Below are 18,328 nucleotides of genomic sequence, written 5' to 3' on the forward strand. Positions count from 1 at the left end.
CTATCCTCCGATGATCAGCGGAATGATGCGGTCATGAAAAAACGACACCAGTGTCTGCGTCATGAAACCCATGGACACCCAGAAGACCGCAGCGATCGCTGCCAGCTTCGGAACGAAGGTCAGGGTCATTTCCTGGATCGATGTCAATGCCTGAACCAGACCGATGGCGACGCCGGCCAGCAAGGCCACCGTCAGGATCGGGATGGAAATGATCAACGCCACCCAAAGCCCCTGTCGCAACGTGTCGAAGAAAACGATTTCATCGGCCATCAGACCGGCATCCGCAGGATTTCCTGATAGGCCTCAACAACCTTGTTGCGCACGGTGACAGCGGTTTCGACCACCAGTTCGGTCTGCGCCAGTGCCGTGACCAGCGCATGGGGGTCCGCATCGCCGACCATGGCTGCTTTGGCACTTTGTTCCGCATGGGCCAATGTGCTGGCAAAATCCTGAAAGGCAGCGCGTGCTGAACCGGTCGCGCCGGCCCCCTCATCAGGTTCGGTCGCTGGTTTTGCCGCAGCATATTTCTGGATGGCTGAAAGCCCTGCAATGTCCATTCTGGATCTCCTTTTTCAATTTTCCGAAATCTCGGTCGTTCACCGCCGCAGCAATTCCATCAAGCCCGATGACATCTTCCGGGTTTGTTCAAACATCTTCAGATTTGCCTCGTAGCTGCGCTGCGCCTCGCGGGCGTCGGCGAGTTCAATCAGCAGATCGACGTTGCTGCCGTCGTAGTGACCCGTTTCATCGGCCAGGGGGTGGCTGGGATCGTGGATCTTTTCCAGTTCGGCCCGATCCAGCCGGACCCGCCCCGGCACCACTTCTGCAATGCCGTCGCGCGGGCTCAACATTGTTTCGAATGAAATTGTCTTGCGTCGATACCCCGGCGTATCCGCATTTGAAATATTCTCGGACAGGTGGCGCAACCGTGTCGCCTGCGCCCGCAAGCCGCTGGAAGAGACCGTCAATGCCTTGGAAAAATCGCTCATCCCGGAATCCTCATGTGCGGATGGTGCTGCGCAGGATGCCCAGCGCGGTTTTGTATATGGCAAGCGCCCGGTCATGCGCCCGCTTTGCATCAGCCGATTTCAGCATTTCTGTTTCAAGGGAGACCTGATTGCCATTGGGTGACGCCTCTCCCCCGGTCTCCACGGGTGCAGGCGTTGCGATGCCCGGCTGGATACCGTTCAGGTGGCTGACCCTGGTTGCCTTTTGTGATCCGGCGTCACCTGTCGGCATATAGGTGGATTTGAAATCTGGCAGACCGCGCGCCCGGTAGCCGGGCGTATCCGCATTCGCAACATTCTGAGCGACAAGCGCCTGCTGTTGGCCCGCATATCTGGCCAACGCGGCGGACATCCTGAAGACATTCAGGTTCTCGAACATCGGGGCTTCTCCCTCGGTAGATATAAATCAAGGCTTAACCCCGATTCCTTTAGAAAGGGTGAGCAGCTACAGAGGGCTCCCATGGAAACTTCGGCACAATTTGAAGGATTGACCGCATTGATCCAAACGCTGACGCCGGTCCGGCCGGTGGGGCGGGTCGCCGGGGTCGAAGGGGGCGTGGTGCATGTCACCGGCCTGTCCGGCGTCGCGCGGATTGGCGACATGATCGCCATTCACCGCCAGAACAGTACCCCGCTGTTGGCCGAGGTCGTTCAGCTGCGCGGCGACGTGTTGATCGCCCTTCCCGAAGCAGCCTTGGATGGTGTTGCCCTGCATAACCGTGCCGTTCTGCAGCCTGCGCCCACGCTTGCGCCTTCCGATTCCTGGGTAGGCCGGGTGATTGATCCCTCCGGGCACCCTCTGGACGGTCGTCCACTCCTGCGTGGGTCACAGGAACGCAGCCTGCGTGCTGCCCCGCCGGGCGCGGCTGCGCGACGGGCGATGGGGGGCAGGCTGGCCACAGGCATGGCGGTCACAAATACCCTGCTCCCGATCGTCAAAGGGCAACGTGTGGGGATTTTTGCCGGATCCGGCGTTGGCAAGAGCAGCCTGCTGGGACACCTGGCCCAGCAGATGGAAACGGACATCGTGGTCATTGGTCTTGTGGGCGAGCGGGGCAGGGAATTGCGCCATTTCATCGAAGAAACCCTTGGCGCCCAGGGGCTGAAACGCTCGGTAATCGTTACGGCAACCTCGGATCAATCGCCCCTGCAACGCCGCCGATGTGCCTGGAGCGCGATGGCCGTGGCAGAACATTTTCGCGATCAGGGAAAATCGGTCCTCCTGTTGATCGATTCCATCACGCGATTTGCGGAAGCCCATCGGGAAGTGGCCATCGCTGCGGGGGAGGCACCCGTGCTGCGGGGCTATCCTCCGTCGACCTCCCATCTCATCATGTCCTTGTGCGAAAGGGCGGGTCCCGGTGCAGATGGTCAGGGCGACATCACGGCGATCTTCAGCGTTCTGGTCGCCGGCTCAGACATGGACGAACCGATTGCGGATATCCTGCGCGGGGTGCTCGACGGACATATCGTGATGGACCGGGCGATTGCCGAACGTGGACGTTACCCAGCCATCGACGTTTTGCGTTCCGTGTCCCGCAGCCTGCCCATGGCAGCAAGTGACAGTGAAAATGCGACCCTGGCACAGGTCCGGAAAATGCTGGGGCTCTACGAACAGAACGCCATGATGATCCGCGCGGGGCTCTATGTGCAAGGGTCCGATGCGGAGGTTGATCAGGCAATTTCCGTCTGGTCCGATCTGGATGATTTCCTGGCGAAGCCCGACGCTGTCGGTTGCGCGCACAGCTTCCAGCAACTCGAACTTGTTCTGCGCCGGTCCAAGGTCGCACCCGTCAGAAAACGCCAATAGGGTGCTCTTTGGCTTCTGAACAGAAGGGTCAGGTCCTTAGCCGCTCAGCAAGGTCAATGCGACGGCAGTGCTGGACATTCCGGCGGAAAAATCACGGATCTGGTCTCGAACGACGAATTTCGTGATCAGATTCTCGCGCGCGCCAGTCTCGGTGAAAAGCGCCAGATCATCACTGCCCAGGACCGAAACGGCGGCATCCCTGAACACCTCAAGCTGTTGATCAATATCAATCTGCGCCAGCGCCGCGGGCAAGTTAAGCGCCGCTTCGAACAATTGGCGCATCGGAGGGTCACCCATCACTGTGAACCACTTGGCCTCGTTCGACATATCATCATGCGCAAGCTGCGCCAGTTCCCGCTGCGCATAGAGGGCCACGCGCATGGCGCCATCCTGTTCGCCCGCCGCAACCTCAAAACTGTTGGTCTGGTGACGGGCGACAATAGCACCGACAAAACCATCCTCGCCGGTTTTCACGAACTCACCCGGACCGAAACCGAACGCCTCGGACAATTCGCGATAGCGGGGGTCGGAAAGACGGTTGGCAAGGGCGTCATCACGCATCACGCCCTCCTCCAGGATTTTGCGAATGAAATAACGATTGTTGATGTCATCCTGCAATCCAAAGGCGCTGAGCGCGACGTTCAGCAACCGGCGATCAGAGGTCAGATCCTCGGCTGTGCGCACCTGCCCGATGTTTTCGCGAAAATACTCAGCATCCCGTTGCAATACGGCCCCCTTCGAAAACGTCTCGAGCTGGGAGTCATAGGTGCGTTGCAGAAACCGCCAACCTGCAAGGCCGGATACGGGAATGACCGGCTGGAACATCAGTTCGGCCTGACCGCAAGCAACCGGTCTTCGCGCGCCAGCAAACCGCGGAGGCACTTCAATGCGCGGTAGTGTTGCTTCGCGATCAGGGCCTCACTGGCCTCAGTCAGCAATGTCCGGCTGTCGCCATCCTTGAAGACCTGGCTCAGCTCCTCAATCTGGCGCAGCAATCCGTGATGCGCATCGGATGGGACGGTGTCACCGGAAAGGACCAATTGCACCGCAAAGCAGGCGCGCCTGACGGGTGTTTTTGCATCTTCGGGGTGGATCGCATCGCGCAGGCGCAGGATGTTCGCACCCGGCGTCATGATCGAAAGCCTGCTGCGACGGTCGCCGTTTTCAATCACCGCGCCGTTGATCAGGACCCGCTCCTTGGGGCTCAACTTCAGAACAAGGCCGCTCACGGCAGGGCCCTCCGTTGTTTGAGGCCACGCAAAATGGCGGTATTCACTTCCAGCAGGGGCACCGCGGTATCCTGACGGGCGATGACTTTGCTCGTGTGATGATTGGTGAATTCGGCCAGATAGAAAATCCGTGCGCGCAACTCGTCCGGCAACAGATTTTCGGCATTGGCAACATCCGTTGCAAGCGTCCGCCAAAGCCGGCGGTTCTCATGCAGCACTTCGAGCAGCCCGGGAAACTGTGCGGCCTCAATCGCGGCTTTCAGCCGTGCGGTGATGCGCGCGATCACTTCAAATTCGACGCTGCGCTCTGATTTAATGGGCGCTGCGGTAGGCGCATAGGCGCGCTGAGCCTTGTCGGTTGCGTTCACGGCGTGTCCTTACCTGCTGAAGGTCGGAATTTGGAAAGGGAGCGAAGGCGCGACATGGCGCCTTCGCTCATTTTGTTACCGGAACAGGGACAGGATTGTCTGCGGCGCCTGGTTGGCGATCGACAGAGCCTGAACACCCAGTTGCTGTTGTGTCTGCAGCGCCTGCAGGCGGGCAGAGGCCGCTTCCATGTCCGCATCCACCAGGGACCCGATGCCGGATTTAACCGCGTCGTTCAGCTTGCCGACAAAGTCGTTTTGATCAGAAATCCGTTTTGCCGAGGCCCCCAGTGCTGCAGCGCCGTCGATTGCTGTCGTCAGAAAGGCCTCAAGCTCATCAAAAGCCGTCGCGGCGGTTGCCGCGTCGGTGATGGCCGTCAGGCTGCCGACCGCGTCGATATTCGCTTCGAAATCGACAGTATCAACACTGATGGTGGATACTGTCGGAGCTGCGGAACCTACACGGTCAAGTGAGGAAACCACGGTCAGGGAGGTACCCCCGTTCCCGTCGACATCCGTTGCCAGCAGATTGACACCGTTGAACTGAGACGCGCTGATGATGGCGGCGATACCTTCGGCTTTCTCCGCCATGTCTGCCTGGATCTTGGAAAAATCCGCCGTCTCGGACTGACCATTGATCGCCAGTTGCTTCATCTCTTTCAGCGTTTCAACGATCTGTTCCGCACCGGCAGATGCCACCGCGACCGTCGACTCGCCAACCGCCAGCGAATCCTGAACAGCGGCAAAACCAGCAACGTCTGATTCCATCACCTTTGAAATTGCCCAGATGGCAGAATTGTCCTTGGCGGATCCGATGTCCTTGCCGGTTGAGATCGCGTTCTGCGTCTGGGTAAGGTCCTTGTTGATGGACTTCAGTGTTTGCAGCGCAACCATTGCACCGTTGTTGGTAAGAATGCTCGACATAAGCTAGTTCCTTCAATCATGGACGCTTTGCGCCCGTGGAGTGTCACCCCCCATGGGGATACGTTGGCGGTGTTCTGACCTGTGCATGCGTTCTGTGGAAAACGATGCGCCACCCGATTTCGGATGCATGGCTTACATGCCCATTCGAGGCTTAAGGTTTGCTGAATGCCTGAGGCCGGACTATCGCGGTTTTTAGCCGATTTTGCCGGAGCTGCCGTGGATCGGCATGGACTTCACGCACGCCGTTCCAATGTGGTGTTGTCCCGCAGGTCGATGCTGCGCTTTTTGCCATCCGCGCTGTAGGTGTCCAGACTGCTTCGGACCTGGCGAAGCTGGGCCATTCGGTCCGCGACTGCGCGGATACCGTCAAGCGCGCCACCAAGAAGCAGCTGGTTTCGCTTTACCTTGTTGTCGAGTTCCCGAAGCCCCTGCAGATCATCCTGCGGCACGCTGTTGATCGCGCCGATCAGTGTTTCTTTCGGTGCAAGCATCTCCGCCAGCCGCTCCAGGTCCCCTTCCAGCAAGGCCTCACGCTCGGAATCCAGCAGGTCGTTGAGGGCGTCGATCTGATGTTTCACGGTTTCATCGGTCATCTTCTTTCTCCTTGAGTGCTTCATAGAGAGATTCGCTCAGCCCGATGCCACCGGCACGGACCATTGCCGCAGCTTGCTCTTGCACCAGGAATGAGGAAAATTGATCCTCCCCCGCGCCACCGCCGTACTGATCCCGGGATTGTCCAAGCCCCGCAGATTTCAGCATTTCTGCAAGAAATGTCGCTTCTAGCTGCTCCGCCGCCTGCCGCAGCCGCAGGTCCGCGCCATCGGGGGAGGAAATGTGCCGCGTGGGAGGCGTAATTTGCATCGACCTGGTCCTTAAATTGCGTTCTATTTTTGGAAGGATGCGCCTGAACCGGTAAACAACCGGTAAGGATTTTGCCGCATACACCCCCCGTCGGAGAAGAACTCCCGGAGGCGCTGTTGAACATTTCACTTCCCAATATCACCGCCCCATCGGCGGGCGAGGCCCGAAAGACGGGTAGCTTGGTTCGACCCGCCACAGCGCGTGATGGCCCGGCGATTGCCACCGGCATGCCTGACTTTGGTCTCGCCTATGATAAATCGGCTGAACCATTCCCTGGAAGCGCCCCGGCGCAGGAGCCCGAGACTGGCATGACAGGCACAGGGCAGCGACCCGCCAAGAATGCAGGGGGCGCAGAACCGGAAGATCTTGATGCCTCTTTCATGGACGGCCCGCATGACGACGCGGAGGAGAGATCCAGCCCACACCTAACTGAAGGCGCGTCACGCCCGGCGGTTACCGGTGTGGCAATGCCGAAGCCGCAAGCGGAGCGCATTCCGGAAATTACCCGCGATCAAATCGCGGTTGATGATTCGACAGGTGACGAGGTTTCCGCGTTTCACAACCGCACCTCACCCGAAACGAATCCACAATCTCAGCGCACCCTTGCACCGCGACAGGACCATTCTGTGCTCCGGCATCAACCGGAAGAAAGCCTTCCTGACATTGCGCATGAAGGCCCAGACGCTCGGGCGCCCGCAACTGCGCTGGTTGGCGAAACGGCCCGGCAACATGCAATGGGGACAAACCCGCCGAAATCCGCAGCCCTCGCCACGGGCGAAGGCTCGGTCATCACCCCAGCCGAACGGCCTCGTGCAACGTGGAACGGCAGGGCGCAAGCCGATGCGCGCGGACCGTCGTCCAAGTCCGGAAAGGAAGGCTTCGACCGTCACGCGATACCAGACGAACGGCCTCAGCTAACGCGAAGCGACGGGCAGCAAATTGATGCGAACGGACTGCTGCCGCAGTCCGGGAAGGAGAAGCTCAACCGTCACGCGATAACAACAGAACTGCAGAATCCTGCGGTTGGCGCAGGCCGCGAGACCTCTCTGGAACGTGCGGTGACCGGCCAAATGGTTTGGCGGGACGCAGAAACAGGCAGATCTGCAACGTTGTGGCCCGTGTCCCGTCAGGACCCGCCAGCAAGACCTCAACCCGCCCCCGGAGACCGTCAGATGGTCACTGCCAAACAACAGTTGGATCAACCGGTTATCCCGGTGGTTCGCAATGCCGCGCGCACCATGACGGACGAGAGCGGGAGCCCCATGAGAACGCAGGGCGACCTGCCTGCGGCGACTGACATGAGGTTGCCACAACAGCGGCCATCTGCAGGTGATGTGGTTTCAGGGGCCGTACAAGAACGCGAAACGCCGCGACAACCCGTGCCTGTGCGCAACATTGAAACGGGGTTGCATCAGGCAACAAACGGCACAGAGCCTGTGGCGACTCGCCAAATCATTGACCGGCCTCTCACCCATGTGAGCCGCCCAACCGATGTTTCCGCACCTGTTGCACGTCCTGCCTCTGGTCCTGCCGCCAGCAGCAAGCTGCCAGATGGATTGCCTGCCACCGCCGGGGAGATTGGCCTGCGGCGCAGTGATCGGGCGTTCGACGACAAGCGGGAAACGAACCCGTCCAGATTGCTTCCGCAGACAGTGGATCGTTCCTCCCTCAATGCGCGGGTTGCTGTGCCTGTTTCTGGCTCTGCACGCGATGCTGCGGTGCCAGGCAGCGATCCGGAATTTCTCATTTCCGTGACGCACCGCGCCGCGCCCCGTGCCTCAACCCCTGACCGCCCAACGGAACAGTTTCACACAGGACGCGATGTCGCCCTCCCGCAAATGCCCAGGGCCGCAAGCCCCACAAGGGCTGCGATGGCCGCACCTTTGGCTGCATCCGGTCCGGAGGCCACAAAGACCGACACAACCCAGCCTGCGTCGGAGCCAAACCGCCCGCTGGTTCCCGAAGGGCACGGCGGCCCGCGCATGGATGTGATGCAGACAACCTCTGCCCCTCAAACCGCGGCGCCGCATCGCGCCGATTTACCGGTTCAGGTGGCGCGGCAACTGGCCGACGCATTGCAAAATGCCGGGCAACGCCCGGTTGATATCGCGCTCAATCCGGAAGAGCTGGGCCGCCTGCGCCTGGCCCTTTCCACAACGGAGGCCGGGATGGCGGTCCAGATCACGGCGGAGCGTCCGGATACGATCGAACTGATGCGACGGCATATCACGGAACTGGCACAGGAGTTCCGGCAGCTCGGCTATGCGGAAATCAGCTTCACCTTTGCGGGTGGTGATACCCGACAAGAGGACGGGGCGATGGCACGCCCGTCACACACACCCGAAACGCAGGCCGAAGCAGGCACGGAAAGCCCTGCTGAAATCGTCCTTTCGGCCACACCCGAATCCGGCATCGACATCAGATTGTGACAGGAGAAGAACAATGATCTTACCCACATCAAATGTTGCAGGTCACACTGCCGGCGCTGGCACTGGTGGCCCGACCGGGTCCAACGCCGTCCTGTCCTCCGATTTCGAGACGTTTCTGAAGATGCTGACCGCCCAGGCCCGGTTTCAGGACCCTCTGGAACCGATAGATTCGTCCGAATATGCCGCCCAGCTTGCGCAATTCTCGATGGTAGAGCAGCAGGTGCTGTCCAACGATCTTCTGACTGCGCTGACCGCTCAACTCGGCTCCGGCGGCATGGCGCAAATGGCAGGGTGGATCGGGATGGAAGCGCTCAGCACCGCGCCTGCCTATTTCGACGGCAGCCCGATCACGATCAATCCCAACCCCGCCGCCATCTCTGACGAAGTGTTTCTTGTCGTTTATGATGAAACCGGGACGGAGGTGCAGCGCATGTCAATTCCGGTTTCGGCGGAACCGGTCGAATGGGCCGGTGTCGCGGAGGATGGCACGCCATTCGCCCAGGGCCTTTACAGTTTCGAAATCGAAAGCCGCGCAGATGGTGAAGTGGTCCTGACCGATCCGGTCGCGACATATGGCCGGATCACGGAGGCGCGTGTGCAGGACGGCCAGACCGTCCTGATCCTGGAAGGGGGCGCCGCCGTTCTGGCCAGCGCTGTCAGCGGTCTGCGGGAACCGGCCGGCAGCAGCCCTTCGGCGGGTTCAAGCGCAGGCGGGTCATCGGCCGGAACTACAAGTCGGAGAGGCTGAAACCGAGGTAGGCGAAGGGCATGATGGCGCGGCGGAACCTGCCCAGTTCGAACTTTGTCAGCGGGCGCTGCATGGCTTCGGGATAGGGGTGTTGCGACACCTTGTCCTGAACCACGTCGGCCAGCACCGCCCCTGAATAGCTTGCCATCGCAACACCGTTTCCGTGGTAGCAAAGGCTCGCAAACAATCCCGGCTGATCGGGCACCTGGCCAACAAAGGGCATCCTGTCCCGGGCGATGCATACCATGCCCGACCAGTTGAAAGGTGTTTCCACGTCACGCCACGCCGGGAACATGCGGTCGAAATCCGCCCGCGCCCGTTGCAGCGCCCGCTTTTCCGATCCGGCGTTGGCCAAAAGGCCGCCGCGCACGCCAAACAGCATTCGGTTGTCCGGCATCAGGCGGAAATAATGCAGCAGGTGGCGGGTGTCATAAGAAGCCTGCCCGCTGGTCCAGCCCTGGGCGTCCAGCTCGCTCTGCGTGAGGGGGCGGGTGACGATGACGCTGGATTGGGTCGGCATGTAGCGTGCCGCCAACCAATCCGGCAAATCTTCGGAAGAATACCCGTTTGTGCCGATGATCACACGATCGGCAAGCACCCGGCCCGCCGGTGTCTGCAGGGCAAAACCCGACCCTTGCCGCGTAATTGTGGTGACCGGCGTGTCGTGATGGATATGCGCACCCGCTGCTTCGGCGGCGGCGGCCAGGCCCGTGATGTATTTGCGCGGGTTCAGGCCGAAACCGATGGGCACGGTGATGGCCCCGTGGAAACCCGCATTCATGCCTTCGGCCGCAAGATCCTCTGGCTGGGTCAGGCGCGCCTCCACGCCATAGCTCTCTGCGTAATACGCGACGTCATCCTGCATCGAGTCAAAGTCTTTGGGCCGATGCGCCAATTGCGTTTCACCATTGGAATGGCGGTCCACATCTATCGCGTGACGTTCCAACAGCCCCTCGACCAGATGGATCGCGGCCATTTCCGTTTCGCGCCAGGCCACGCGGCCCTCCCGGCCAAAGCGTTTGTCCAGCGCCGCGTTGTCCAGCATGCCCCCGCCAAGGCAGCAGAATCCGCCGTTCCGCCCCGAGGCCCCCCAGCCGACATAGCGGCCTTCCAGTACCGTGGCGCTGACACCGGATTCGGCCAAATGCAAAGCTGCGGAGATGCCGGTGAAGCCGCCGCCGACAATCGCAACGTCGCAGCGGTGTTCGCCGGACAGCGCGGGTCGGTCAGGGATGTCGCAGGTTTGATCCCACCAACATCCCTGCCGTGGCGCATCGGAATAGGCGAAGTCGCCGTAAATGCGTTTCATGCCTGGGCGCGTTCCGCCGCACGGGTATCAGCCTCGGCCCGGGTGGCATTGCGTTTGGTGACAAGCGACGCCGTGATCACGCCGACCGTAACGATCGCGATCATGATCGTGGACAGGGCATTGATCTCGGGCGAAACGCCAAGCCGCACGGCCGAGAAGATCTTGATCGGCAGCGTCGTGGCAGAGGGCCCGGAGGTGAAGGATGCAATAACCAGGTCATCAAGCGACAGGGTAAAGGCCAGCAACCATCCAGAGATCACGGCAGGTGCGATGATCGGCAGGGTGACCAGACGAAAGGCATCCCAGCCGGAGCAGCCCAGATCAAGCGCCGCTTCCTCCAGCGACCGGTCGAAGGTGACCAGCCGTGAGGAGACCACAACAGAGACATAGCACATCGAAAACGTCGTATGCGCCAGCACGATGGTCAGAACCCCGCGGTCAAGCCCGATGCCGATGAACAACAGCAACAGCGACAGGCCGGTGATGACCTCGGGCATGACCAGCGGTGCATAGATCATACCGGAGAACAGGGTGCGTCCCAGAAAGCGCCCGCCACGCACCAGCACATAGGCGGCCATGGTGCCAAGCACGGTGGCAAGGGTCGAGGACATTACGGCAACCTTGATGGTGACCCATGCCGCATCCAGAAATGCCTCGTTCTGGACAAGCTCGCCATACCACCGGGTTGAAAACCCCGCCCAGACCGTCACCAGCTTGGAGGCATTGAAGCTGTAGATCACGAGGATGATCATCGGCAGGTACAGAAACGCGAACCCCAGGGTCAGCGAAGTGACATTGAACCACGACATCCGCTTCATTGCTCTGCCTCCGCCTGTTTCTGCTGGTTGCGCTGAAACAGCACGATGGGGATGACAAGGATCAACAGCAGGACAACCGCAACCGCAGAGGCGACCGGCCAGTCCCGGTTGTTGAAGAACTCTTCCCACAAGATCTTGCCGATCATCAGTGTGCCGGATCCGCCCAGCAGCGACGGGATCACGAATTCACCCAGCGCCGGGATGAACACCAGAAACGATCCCGCGATGATCCCGTTTTTCGACAATGGAATCGTCACCAGCCAGAATGCCTGCATCCGCGAGCACCCCAGATCCTCTGCCGCCTCGTTCAGGGACTCGTCCAACCGGTCGAGCGCCGCATAGATCGGCAGGATCATGAAGGGCAGATAGGTGTAGATGATACCGATATAGACGGCCATATTCGTGTTCAGGATCACCAGCGGTTCATTGATCAACCCAAGCCAGAGCAGGAACTGGTTCAGCAGACCTTCGTTGCTGAGGATCCCCATCCAGGCGTAGACCCGGATCAGGAAAGAGGTCCAGAATGGCAGGATCACCAGCATCATCAGTGTCGCCCGCCATTCGTCGGGTGCCTTCGCCATGCCATAGGCAATGGGATAGCCCACGAGCAAGGTCATGAAGGTTGAGATGAGCGCGATACGCAGGGAGCTGAGGTAGGCTTTCCAGTACAGATCATCTTCCGTCAGAAAGACGAAATTCTCGAAATCGAAAGCGGCGAACATATCGCCGATCCCGTCCCGCATGGTGGGGGTATAGGGCGGGATCGAAAGCGCGAGGTCCGACAGCGAAATCTTGAAGACGATGATGAACGGAACGAGGAAGAGCGCCAGCAACCAAACGTAGGGAACAGCGATCAGGGCAAAGCGGCGCATGTTCAATGCTCCAACAGAACGCCGGCGGTGGCGCTCCATGAAATCCAAACCGGGTCTTCCCAGGTGATGTCACGACGCGCGATGCGGCGGGTGTTTGCCGTCTGCGCCTTGATCACCTGACCACCGGGCAGTTGCACGTGATAGGTGCTGAGGTTGCCCAGATAGGCGATATCCAGCACCTTTCCCTGCAGCGCATTGGCTGCATCATCGGGCCTTTCCGTCGAAATGCGGATCTTCTCCGGCCGGATTGCCAGATGCGCCTGTTGGCCCGCGCTGAAGGTGGTCTTGGTTTCGGCGGTGATCGGCGGCTGACCGTCGATCCAGTTCAGGGCATAGGTATTTTCACCCGTCGGCGTCGCTGTCGCGTCGATGATGTTCACGTCACCGATGAAATCCGCCACATAGACCGAATTGGGGTATTCATAGATGTTGGCAGGGGTCGCGACCTGAATGATCCGCCCCTCGTCCATGACCGCGACGCGGGATGCGACGGTCATCGCTTCTTCCTGATCGTGGGTCACGATCACAAAGGTGGTCCCGGTGCTTTCCTGAATATCCATCAGTTCGAACTGGGTATCCTGTCGCAGCTTCTTGTCCAGCGCGCCCAGGGGTTCATCCAGCAACAACAGCTTCGGCGCCTTGGCCAGGGACCGCGCCAGCGCCACGCGCTGCCGCTGGCCGCCGGAAATCTGATGCGGTTTGCGGCGGCCGAACTTTTCCAGACGCGTCAGCTTCAGCATTTCATCGACCCGCGCATCGATCTCTGACTTGCTCTTGCGATCACGGCGCAGGCCAAAGGCGATATTGTCCCAAACCGACAGATGCGGAAAAAGCGCGTAGGACTGGAACATCATGTTCACGGCGCGTTTGTTGGGCGGCACATGGCCGATGTCCTTGCCGGACAATTCGATGCGGCCTTCGCTGACGGTTTCGAACCCCGCAAGCATGCGCATCATCGTCGTCTTGCCGCATCCGGAAGGTCCAAGAAGGGCAAAGAACTCTTTCTCGAAGATATCCAGCGTCAGGTCGTCAATCGCGACGAATTCGCCAAATCGCTTGGTCACGTTCTGGAACCGGATCAACGGCTTTTGATTGGGATCATCCCAGGGGGCAAATACAGTTTGGGTCAATTTAGTTCATCCTTGGGGTGCCACAGGCGATGAAAAAAGGGCGAGGCCATCAGGCCTCGCCGCAGGATCGGGTCAGGTCCCTGACTTGATCTTGGTCCACATACGGGTCACCGTCCGCTGCACCTTCGGCCCATAGGGCGACGTGGTGTAGAGTTTTTCCAGCGTCGTCTCATTGGGATAGATCGCCGGATCGCCAATCACGTCTTCCTCCAGGAACTCCTGAGACGCCTTGTTGCCGTTGGCGTAGTAGACATAGTTCGATGCCGCGGCCATGTTTTGCGCATCAAGGATGAAATTGATGAACTTATGTGCGGCATCCGGGTTTGGCGCATCGACCGGAATTGCCATGTTGTCGAACCACATCAGCGCCCCTTCGGAGGGTGCGTTATAGGCGATTTCGACACCATTGTCGGCCTCTGCGGCACGGTCGCGCGCCTGCAGGATGTCACCGGACCAGCCGAAAGCGACACAGATGTCGCCGTTGGCCAGCGCGTTGATGTATTCCGAACTGTGGAATTTCTGCACGTAGGGTGCGATTGCCGTCAGCACAGGCTCTGCCTTTTCGATGGTCTCGACGTCCTGCGCGTCAGGGTCTTCGCCCAGATACGCCAGCGCCGCCGGGATCATCTCTGCCGGGGCATCAAGGAAATGCACGCCACAGGCGGCCAGCTTTTCCATATTCGCCGGATCGAAGACCAAGGCGAGGGAATCCACCGGCGCATCATCGCCCAGCACTTCCTTGACCTTGTTCACGTTCACGCCGATGCCGGTGGTGCCCCACATGTAGTTGATGGCATATTCGTTCTCGGGGTCGTATTTTTTCAGACGGTCTTCGATCACATCCCAAAGGTTGCCGTTGTTGGGCAGCTTGGCCATGTCCAGTTTCTGGAACGCGCCCGCAGTGATCTGCCGCTGCAGGAAAGTACCCGACGGCACAACCACATCATACCCGGACCCGCCCGCCAGCATTTTTGTCTCCAGCACTTCGTTGCTGTCGAACACGTCGTAGATCAGGTCGATCCCGGTCTCGGTTCTGAATTTCTCCAGCAGGCTCTCATCAATGTAGTCGGACCAGTTATAAACCCGGACCTCCTCGGCAAAGGCACTTGTTGCCATGACGGCGGCGGCAGCAATGCCGCCAATGATAGATTTCTTCATTTGGCTCTCCCATCTGATACCGGGTTGGTCCCGGCTTCTATTGAATTTGATCAAGTTTTGCCTCATCGGGCAATATAAGATATGCTTTCATGCACTGCATCTTGGTGCAAGGTGCTGACGCTGGACAAAAAAAAGGCGCTGAGAATGAAAACTGAGATGTTCGCGCACGGAAATCCGTTTCGAGCCGACGATGCGGCAAAAATCCCTGCACATCAGCAGGTTTACGAGCAGTTGCGTGTGATGATTCTGTTCGGCGACCTCGTTCCCGGGCAGGCCGTGACAATCCAGGGTTTGATTGAAACGCTCGGTGCCGGCATGACGCCGGTGCGCGAAGCACTGCGTCGCCTGATCGCGGAAGGGGCGCTGATCCATCAAGGAAACCGCCGCGTTACGGTCCCCGGCCTGACGGCGGATTGCCTGGATCAACTGCATTTCATGCGCAGAACGCTGGAACCGGAACTGACACGGCGGGCGGCGCAGCGCATGACCCCTGAGTGCCTGGACCGGCTGAGATCCTGCGATTCGGATCTGAATGCCGCGATAGACGTGGGCGATGTCGGCGGTTACCTCACCCATAACTACCGGTTTCATTCGCAAGTCTACTCTGCGGCGGCAGCCCCTATCATGACGGCCACTGTGGATCGTCTGTGGCTCCGATTCGGCCCCTCCCTTCGTGTCGTCTGCGGGCGATTCGGCACCTCCAGCCTGCCAGACAAGCATTCGGACCTGATCATGGCGCTGGCCGATGGCAACACCGAAGCCGCTGCGAAAGCCATGGCGGAAGACGTCGATCAGGGGATGCACCAGATCAGGGTCGTGCTGGCCGAAGCCTGAACTTACCCCTGATTCGATTGACACCGCAGAATTTGATCATATTCTGCGTCCCATTCCGAAACGCCTGTCCGAAAGGGTCATGCCATGTCAACCATCACCAATCATCTGCCAACCGCCGAGCTTCAGGCGTTGGACGCAGCGCATCACATGCACCCTTTCACAACCAATGACGAACTGGCTGCAAAAGGCGCGCGGATCATTACGCGGGCCAGCGGCGTCTACCTGACGGACAGCGACGGCAATGAGATCCTGGATGCCATGGCCGGCCTGTGGTGTGTGAACCTCGGCTATGGCCGGCCGGAAATGGGCCAGGTTGCCGCGCGCCAGATGAACGAACTGCCCTACTACAACACCTTCTTCCAGACCTCGCATGTGCCCGCGATTGCCCTGGCCAGCAAACTTGCCGAACTCGCACCAGGCAACCTGAACCACGTCTTCTTCGCCGGATCAGGATCAGAGGCGAACGACACAAACCTGCGGATGGTGCGGACCTACTGGGCGCAGAAGGGCCAGCCGGAAAAAAGCCACATCATCAGCCGCAAGAATGCCTACCACGGCTCTTCGGTCGGGTCCGGCAGCCTGGGTGGCATGACCTATATTCACGAACAGGGCGGCATGCCGATTCCCGGCATCCACCACATCGGACAGCCCGACTGGTGGTCAGAAGGCGGCGACCAGACCCCGGAGGCATTCGGCCTTGCCCGCGCGCAGGAGCTTGAGGAAAAAATCCTCGAACTCGGAGCGGAGAAGGTCGCAGCCTTCATCGGTGAACCGATCCAGGGCGCTGGCGGCGTTGTTATCCCGCCCAGCACCTATTGGCCGGAAATCGAGCGCATCTGCAGAAAATACGATGTCCTGCTCATCGCGGACGAGGTGATCTGCGGGTTCGGCAGGACCGGGAACTGGTTTGGCTCGCAAACCGTCGGGATCAGCCCCGACATCATGACCATCGCCAAGGGGCTCAGCTCTGGCTACGCCCCCATCGGCGGCTCCATCGTTTCGGACGAGATCGCAGCCGTGATCAACGCATGTGAATTCAACCATGGCTATACGTATTCCGGGCACCCGGTCTGCGCCGCTGTCGCGTTGGAAAACCTGCGAATCATGGAAGAGGAAGACCTGCTTGGCCACATCCGCAACACCGCGATGCCGGCCTTGCACGCTGCGCTTGAAAAGCTGGGCGAGCATCCGCTGGTCGGCACCGTGAACGTTTCAGGCATGATGGCATCCCTGCCGCTGACGCCGCACAAGGAAAGCCGCGCGAAATTCGCAAGCGATGGCGGCACCGTGGGCTACATGTGCCGCGAGCACTGCTTTGCCAACAATCTGGTGATGCGCCATGTGGGCGACCGGATGATCATCTCGCCGCCGCTGGTGATCACACCGGAAGAGATCGACGTCTTTGCCGCGCGCGCCAAGCTGGCACTGGATGCGACCTACAAGGACCTCAAGGACAAGGACATGCTCAAGATTCAGTCCTGAGATTACGCGGGATGACAGTTGGCGCGCGCTCCAAGGGGCGCGAACCAACTGCCATCCTTACAATGCCCGCAAGCGGTCCAGAACGCTCAATGATGGATAGCCATCGGGCACAATTCCCCGATCCACCTGAAACCGGCGGATGGCATCCACGGTAAGGGGCCCCATCTTGGCATCTATCTTTTCCGTGTCGTAGCCCGCGCTGGTCAGTCTTTTCTGCAACTCGATTCTCTCGTCAAAGGTCAGAACCCGCAGGTGCCGGGGCCAGCCGTGTTCAAAAGCCGGACCACCTTTGATCCGGTCGGCGAGGTGACCAACCGCGACGACATAGGCATCCGCAGTATTGTAATTTTCCAATGCGGCAAAATTGCCAAAGATCAGGAAAGCCGCGCCTTCCGCCCCGCCGGGCAGCAGGACAGACGCCAGACCATAGTCCTTTACCGCCGTCCCGCTGGGCAGGGTCACACCCAGCGTTGCCCATTCGCTTGGCATCTTGCGCAGGGACCGGCGCGCCAGTTCATAATCGAATCCTTCGGGAATCTTGACCTCGACCCCCCAGGGCTGACCCCGGGTCCATCCGTGATGCTTGAGGTAGGCCGCCGTCGAGGCCAGCGCGTCCACCGGATCATCGCCCCAGATGTCCCGCTTGCCATCGGCATCGTGGTCGACCGCATGGTCCTGAAACGAGGTCGGCATGAACTGCGTATGCCCCATCGCACCGGCCCATGACCCGCTGAGTTTCGCTTTTGTGGTATCGCCGCTTTGCAGGATCTTGAGGGCGGCCAGCAGCTGATCCTCAAAAAACTCGGCCCGCCGTGCATCATAGGCAAGCGTGGCCATGGAATTCAGCACGGAATCGCTGCCCCGGAACGTGCCATAGGCGCTCTCCAACCCCCAGATTGCGACGATGATCTCCTTGTCCACATCATAGGTTTCTTCGATCTGGGTCAAAGCCTTGTCCCATTTCGCCAGAGCGGCCCTGCCGTTGGCGACGCGCAGATCGGACACTGCGGTGTCCAGATAATCCCATATCGTCTTGGTGAATTCCGCCTGGTTGCGGTCGCGGCGCACAACCTCCGGGTCATAGGTCACATCCTTGAGCGCCCGGTCATAAACCGCACCATCAATGCCCTGCTCCAGCGCGCGCGGTCGAAACGCCGCTACCCACGCGCGCAACCCGGCTGTGGAGCCGCCCTCCGGCGCCGCCTGAACCTCGACAACACGCTCCGGCGGGCGGGCGGATGCATCCGGTGCCTGTGCCCCGCTGGCCGTGCCGAAAACCATCAATAGGCAGAAAACGAAAACTCGCCTGTGCATTTGCATGTCTCTTTGAAAAGGACTTTGGCCAAACCTAC

At 60.0% G+C, this 18,328-nt stretch carries 21 protein-coding genes; 5 read left to right on the forward strand and 16 right to left on the reverse strand.

Annotated elements, in window-relative coordinates; all coding sequences use genetic code 11:
- Genes PVW51_RS01995 through PVW51_RS02010 form a run of 4 tightly spaced genes read right to left on the reverse strand, consistent with a single transcriptional unit; the run spans position 1 to position 1,386 of the window.
- Positions 1 to 270: a flagellar biosynthetic protein FliQ gene (locus PVW51_RS01995; RefSeq protein ID WP_114274209.1), complete on the reverse strand. Its 270-nt coding sequence runs from the start codon at positions 268 to 270 to the stop codon at positions 1 to 3.
- On the reverse strand, positions 270 to 557 hold the full coding sequence (gene fliE, locus PVW51_RS02000) for a flagellar hook-basal body complex protein FliE (protein ID WP_274573391.1): 288 nt from the start codon (positions 555 to 557) through the stop codon (positions 270 to 272). The genes PVW51_RS01995 and fliE overlap by 1 nt, the downstream gene beginning before the upstream one ends.
- A 39-nt stretch (positions 558 to 596) precedes the next feature.
- Positions 597 to 989, reverse strand: a complete 393-nt coding sequence (flgC, locus tag PVW51_RS02005; RefSeq protein ID WP_114274207.1) for a flagellar basal body rod protein FlgC — start codon at positions 987 to 989, stop codon at positions 597 to 599.
- A 10-nt stretch (positions 990 to 999) separates the two neighbouring features.
- Positions 1,000 to 1,386 (reverse strand): FlgB family protein, encoded by a 387-nt coding sequence (locus PVW51_RS02010; protein WP_274573392.1) that lies wholly within the window; start codon positions 1,384 to 1,386, stop codon positions 1,000 to 1,002.
- Between the two features lie 81 nt (positions 1,387 to 1,467).
- Between PVW51_RS02010 and PVW51_RS02015 the strand changes: the two genes are divergently transcribed.
- A complete protein-coding gene (locus PVW51_RS02015; protein ID WP_274573393.1) occupies positions 1,468 to 2,817 on the forward strand; it encodes a FliI/YscN family ATPase in 1,350 nt (449 codons plus the stop codon).
- A gap of 36 nt (positions 2,818 to 2,853) precedes the next feature.
- On the opposite strand, the gene PVW51_RS02020 is transcribed toward PVW51_RS02015, so the two are convergent.
- The 6 genes from PVW51_RS02020 to PVW51_RS02045 all read right to left on the reverse strand — a co-directional run bounded on the left by PVW51_RS02020 (position 2,854) and on the right by PVW51_RS02045 (position 6,196).
- Positions 2,854 to 3,642: a DUF1217 domain-containing protein gene (locus tag PVW51_RS02020; RefSeq protein WP_274573394.1), complete on the reverse strand. Its 789-nt coding sequence runs from the start codon at positions 3,640 to 3,642 to the stop codon at positions 2,854 to 2,856.
- A complete protein-coding gene (gene flbT / locus PVW51_RS02025) occupies positions 3,642 to 4,046 on the reverse strand; it encodes a flagellar biosynthesis repressor FlbT (RefSeq protein WP_274573395.1) in 405 nt (134 codons plus the stop codon). The genes PVW51_RS02020 and flbT overlap by 1 nt, the downstream gene beginning before the upstream one ends.
- Positions 4,043 to 4,414, reverse strand: coding sequence for a flagellar biosynthesis regulator FlaF (gene flaF, locus PVW51_RS02030; protein WP_274573396.1), 372 nt, complete (start codon positions 4,412 to 4,414; stop codon positions 4,043 to 4,045). The genes flbT and flaF overlap by 4 nt, the downstream gene beginning before the upstream one ends.
- Positions 4,415 to 4,489: 75 nt before the next feature.
- Positions 4,490 to 5,335, reverse strand: coding sequence for a flagellin N-terminal helical domain-containing protein (locus tag PVW51_RS02035; RefSeq protein WP_274573397.1), 846 nt, complete (start codon positions 5,333 to 5,335; stop codon positions 4,490 to 4,492).
- Positions 5,336 to 5,568: 233 nt separating this feature from the next.
- Complete coding sequence (locus PVW51_RS02040) at positions 5,569 to 5,928, reverse strand: flagellar biosynthesis protein FlgN (RefSeq protein ID WP_274573398.1); 360 nt, start codon at positions 5,926 to 5,928, stop codon at positions 5,569 to 5,571.
- Positions 5,918 to 6,196: a rod-binding protein gene (locus PVW51_RS02045; RefSeq protein ID WP_114274150.1), complete on the reverse strand. Its 279-nt coding sequence runs from the start codon at positions 6,194 to 6,196 to the stop codon at positions 5,918 to 5,920. Before PVW51_RS02045 ends, PVW51_RS02040 begins: the two co-directional genes overlap by 11 nt.
- A 116-nt stretch (positions 6,197 to 6,312) precedes the next feature.
- Here PVW51_RS02045 and PVW51_RS02050 point away from each other — a divergent pair, with 116 nt between their 5' ends.
- Both PVW51_RS02050 and PVW51_RS02055 read left to right on the forward strand, forming a co-directional pair.
- Positions 6,313 to 8,625, forward strand: a complete 2,313-nt coding sequence (locus PVW51_RS02050) for a flagellar hook-length control protein FliK (protein ID WP_274573399.1) — start codon at positions 6,313 to 6,315, stop codon at positions 8,623 to 8,625.
- 13 nt (positions 8,626 to 8,638) lie between these two features.
- The gene (locus PVW51_RS02055) at positions 8,639 to 9,373 is read left to right on the forward strand and encodes a flagellar hook capping FlgD N-terminal domain-containing protein (RefSeq protein WP_274573400.1); all 735 of its coding nucleotides are present in this window, start codon (positions 8,639 to 8,641) and stop codon (positions 9,371 to 9,373) included.
- Here the strand turns inward: PVW51_RS02055 and PVW51_RS02060 are convergent.
- From PVW51_RS02060 to PVW51_RS02080, 5 genes are all read right to left on the reverse strand, one after another.
- A complete protein-coding gene (locus tag PVW51_RS02060; protein WP_274573401.1) occupies positions 9,354 to 10,682 on the reverse strand; it encodes an NAD(P)/FAD-dependent oxidoreductase in 1,329 nt (442 codons plus the stop codon). The two genes, PVW51_RS02055 and PVW51_RS02060, sit on opposite strands and share 20 nt — an antisense overlap.
- Positions 10,679 to 11,500, reverse strand: a complete 822-nt coding sequence (locus PVW51_RS02065; RefSeq protein ID WP_274573402.1) for an ABC transporter permease — start codon at positions 11,498 to 11,500, stop codon at positions 10,679 to 10,681. The genes PVW51_RS02060 and PVW51_RS02065 overlap by 4 nt, the downstream gene beginning before the upstream one ends.
- Positions 11,497 to 12,372 carry an ABC transporter permease subunit gene (locus PVW51_RS02070; protein WP_274573403.1) on the reverse strand — a complete coding sequence of 292 codons (876 nt, stop codon included), beginning with the start codon at positions 12,370 to 12,372 and terminating at the stop codon, positions 11,497 to 11,499. The genes PVW51_RS02065 and PVW51_RS02070 overlap by 4 nt, the downstream gene beginning before the upstream one ends.
- Before the next feature lie 2 nt (positions 12,373 to 12,374).
- Positions 12,375 to 13,502: an ABC transporter ATP-binding protein gene (locus PVW51_RS02075; protein WP_269366829.1), complete on the reverse strand. Its 1,128-nt coding sequence runs from the start codon at positions 13,500 to 13,502 to the stop codon at positions 12,375 to 12,377.
- A 72-nt stretch (positions 13,503 to 13,574) separates the two neighbouring features.
- A complete protein-coding gene (locus PVW51_RS02080; protein WP_274573404.1) occupies positions 13,575 to 14,660 on the reverse strand; it encodes a polyamine ABC transporter substrate-binding protein in 1,086 nt (361 codons plus the stop codon).
- Between the two features lie 144 nt (positions 14,661 to 14,804).
- Here PVW51_RS02080 and PVW51_RS02085 point away from each other — a divergent pair, with 144 nt between their 5' ends.
- Together PVW51_RS02085 and PVW51_RS02090 are read left to right on the forward strand one after the other, a co-directional pair.
- Positions 14,805 to 15,494 (forward strand): GntR family transcriptional regulator, encoded by a 690-nt coding sequence (locus tag PVW51_RS02085; protein WP_269366825.1) that lies wholly within the window; start codon positions 14,805 to 14,807, stop codon positions 15,492 to 15,494.
- Positions 15,495 to 15,578: 84 nt separating this feature from the next.
- Positions 15,579 to 16,976, forward strand: a complete 1,398-nt coding sequence (locus PVW51_RS02090; RefSeq protein WP_274573405.1) for an aspartate aminotransferase family protein — start codon at positions 15,579 to 15,581, stop codon at positions 16,974 to 16,976.
- Between the two features lie 57 nt (positions 16,977 to 17,033).
- Here the strand turns inward: PVW51_RS02090 and PVW51_RS02095 are convergent, their stop codons facing one another.
- Positions 17,034 to 18,290 carry a lytic murein transglycosylase gene (locus tag PVW51_RS02095; RefSeq protein WP_443287331.1) on the reverse strand — a complete coding sequence of 419 codons (1,257 nt, stop codon included), beginning with the start codon at positions 18,288 to 18,290 and terminating at the stop codon, positions 17,034 to 17,036.
- Positions 18,291 to 18,328 lie beyond the last annotated feature (38 nt).

The sequence above is a fragment of the Sulfitobacter sp. PR48 genome, assembly GCF_028807335.1.
In the GTDB taxonomy this organism is placed as follows: Bacteria; Pseudomonadota; Alphaproteobacteria; order Rhodobacterales; family Rhodobacteraceae; genus Sulfitobacter.

Coding starts and splice junctions, on each gene's coding strand:
- PVW51_RS02080 (WP_274573404.1), bottom strand. CDS start 14,660: ATGAAGAAATCTATCATTGGCGGCATTGCTGCCGCCGCCGTCATGGCA.
- PVW51_RS02015 (WP_274573393.1), top strand. CDS start 1,468: ATGGAAACTTCGGCACAATTTGAAGGATTGACCGCATTGATCCAAACG.
- PVW51_RS02035 (WP_274573397.1), bottom strand. CDS start 5,335: ATGTCGAGCATTCTTACCAACAACGGTGCAATGGTTGCGCTGCAAACA.
- PVW51_RS02070 (WP_274573403.1), bottom strand. CDS start 12,372: ATGCGCCGCTTTGCCCTGATCGCTGTTCCCTACGTTTGGTTGCTGGCG.
- PVW51_RS02055 (WP_274573400.1), top strand. CDS start 8,639: ATGATCTTACCCACATCAAATGTTGCAGGTCACACTGCCGGCGCTGGC.
- flgC (WP_114274207.1), bottom strand. CDS start 989: ATGAGCGATTTTTCCAAGGCATTGACGGTCTCTTCCAGCGGCTTGCGG.
- PVW51_RS02040 (WP_274573398.1), bottom strand. CDS start 5,928: ATGACCGATGAAACCGTGAAACATCAGATCGACGCCCTCAACGACCTG.
- PVW51_RS02045 (WP_114274150.1), bottom strand. CDS start 6,196: ATGCAAATTACGCCTCCCACGCGGCACATTTCCTCCCCCGATGGCGCG.
- PVW51_RS02065 (WP_274573402.1), bottom strand. CDS start 11,500: ATGAAGCGGATGTCGTGGTTCAATGTCACTTCGCTGACCCTGGGGTTC.
- PVW51_RS01995 (WP_114274209.1), bottom strand. CDS start 270: ATGGCCGATGAAATCGTTTTCTTCGACACGTTGCGACAGGGGCTTTGG.
- PVW51_RS02085 (WP_269366825.1), top strand. CDS start 14,805: ATGAAAACTGAGATGTTCGCGCACGGAAATCCGTTTCGAGCCGACGAT.
- PVW51_RS02090 (WP_274573405.1), top strand. CDS start 15,579: ATGTCAACCATCACCAATCATCTGCCAACCGCCGAGCTTCAGGCGTTG.
- fliE (WP_274573391.1), bottom strand. CDS start 557: ATGGACATTGCAGGGCTTTCAGCCATCCAGAAATATGCTGCGGCAAAA.
- PVW51_RS02020 (WP_274573394.1), bottom strand. CDS start 3,642: ATGTTCCAGCCGGTCATTCCCGTATCCGGCCTTGCAGGTTGGCGGTTT.
- PVW51_RS02060 (WP_274573401.1), bottom strand. CDS start 10,682: ATGAAACGCATTTACGGCGACTTCGCCTATTCCGATGCGCCACGGCAG.
- PVW51_RS02010 (WP_274573392.1), bottom strand. CDS start 1,386: ATGTTCGAGAACCTGAATGTCTTCAGGATGTCCGCCGCGTTGGCCAGA.
- PVW51_RS02095 (WP_443287331.1), bottom strand. CDS start 18,290: ATGCACAGGCGAGTTTTCGTTTTCTGCCTATTGATGGTTTTCGGCACG.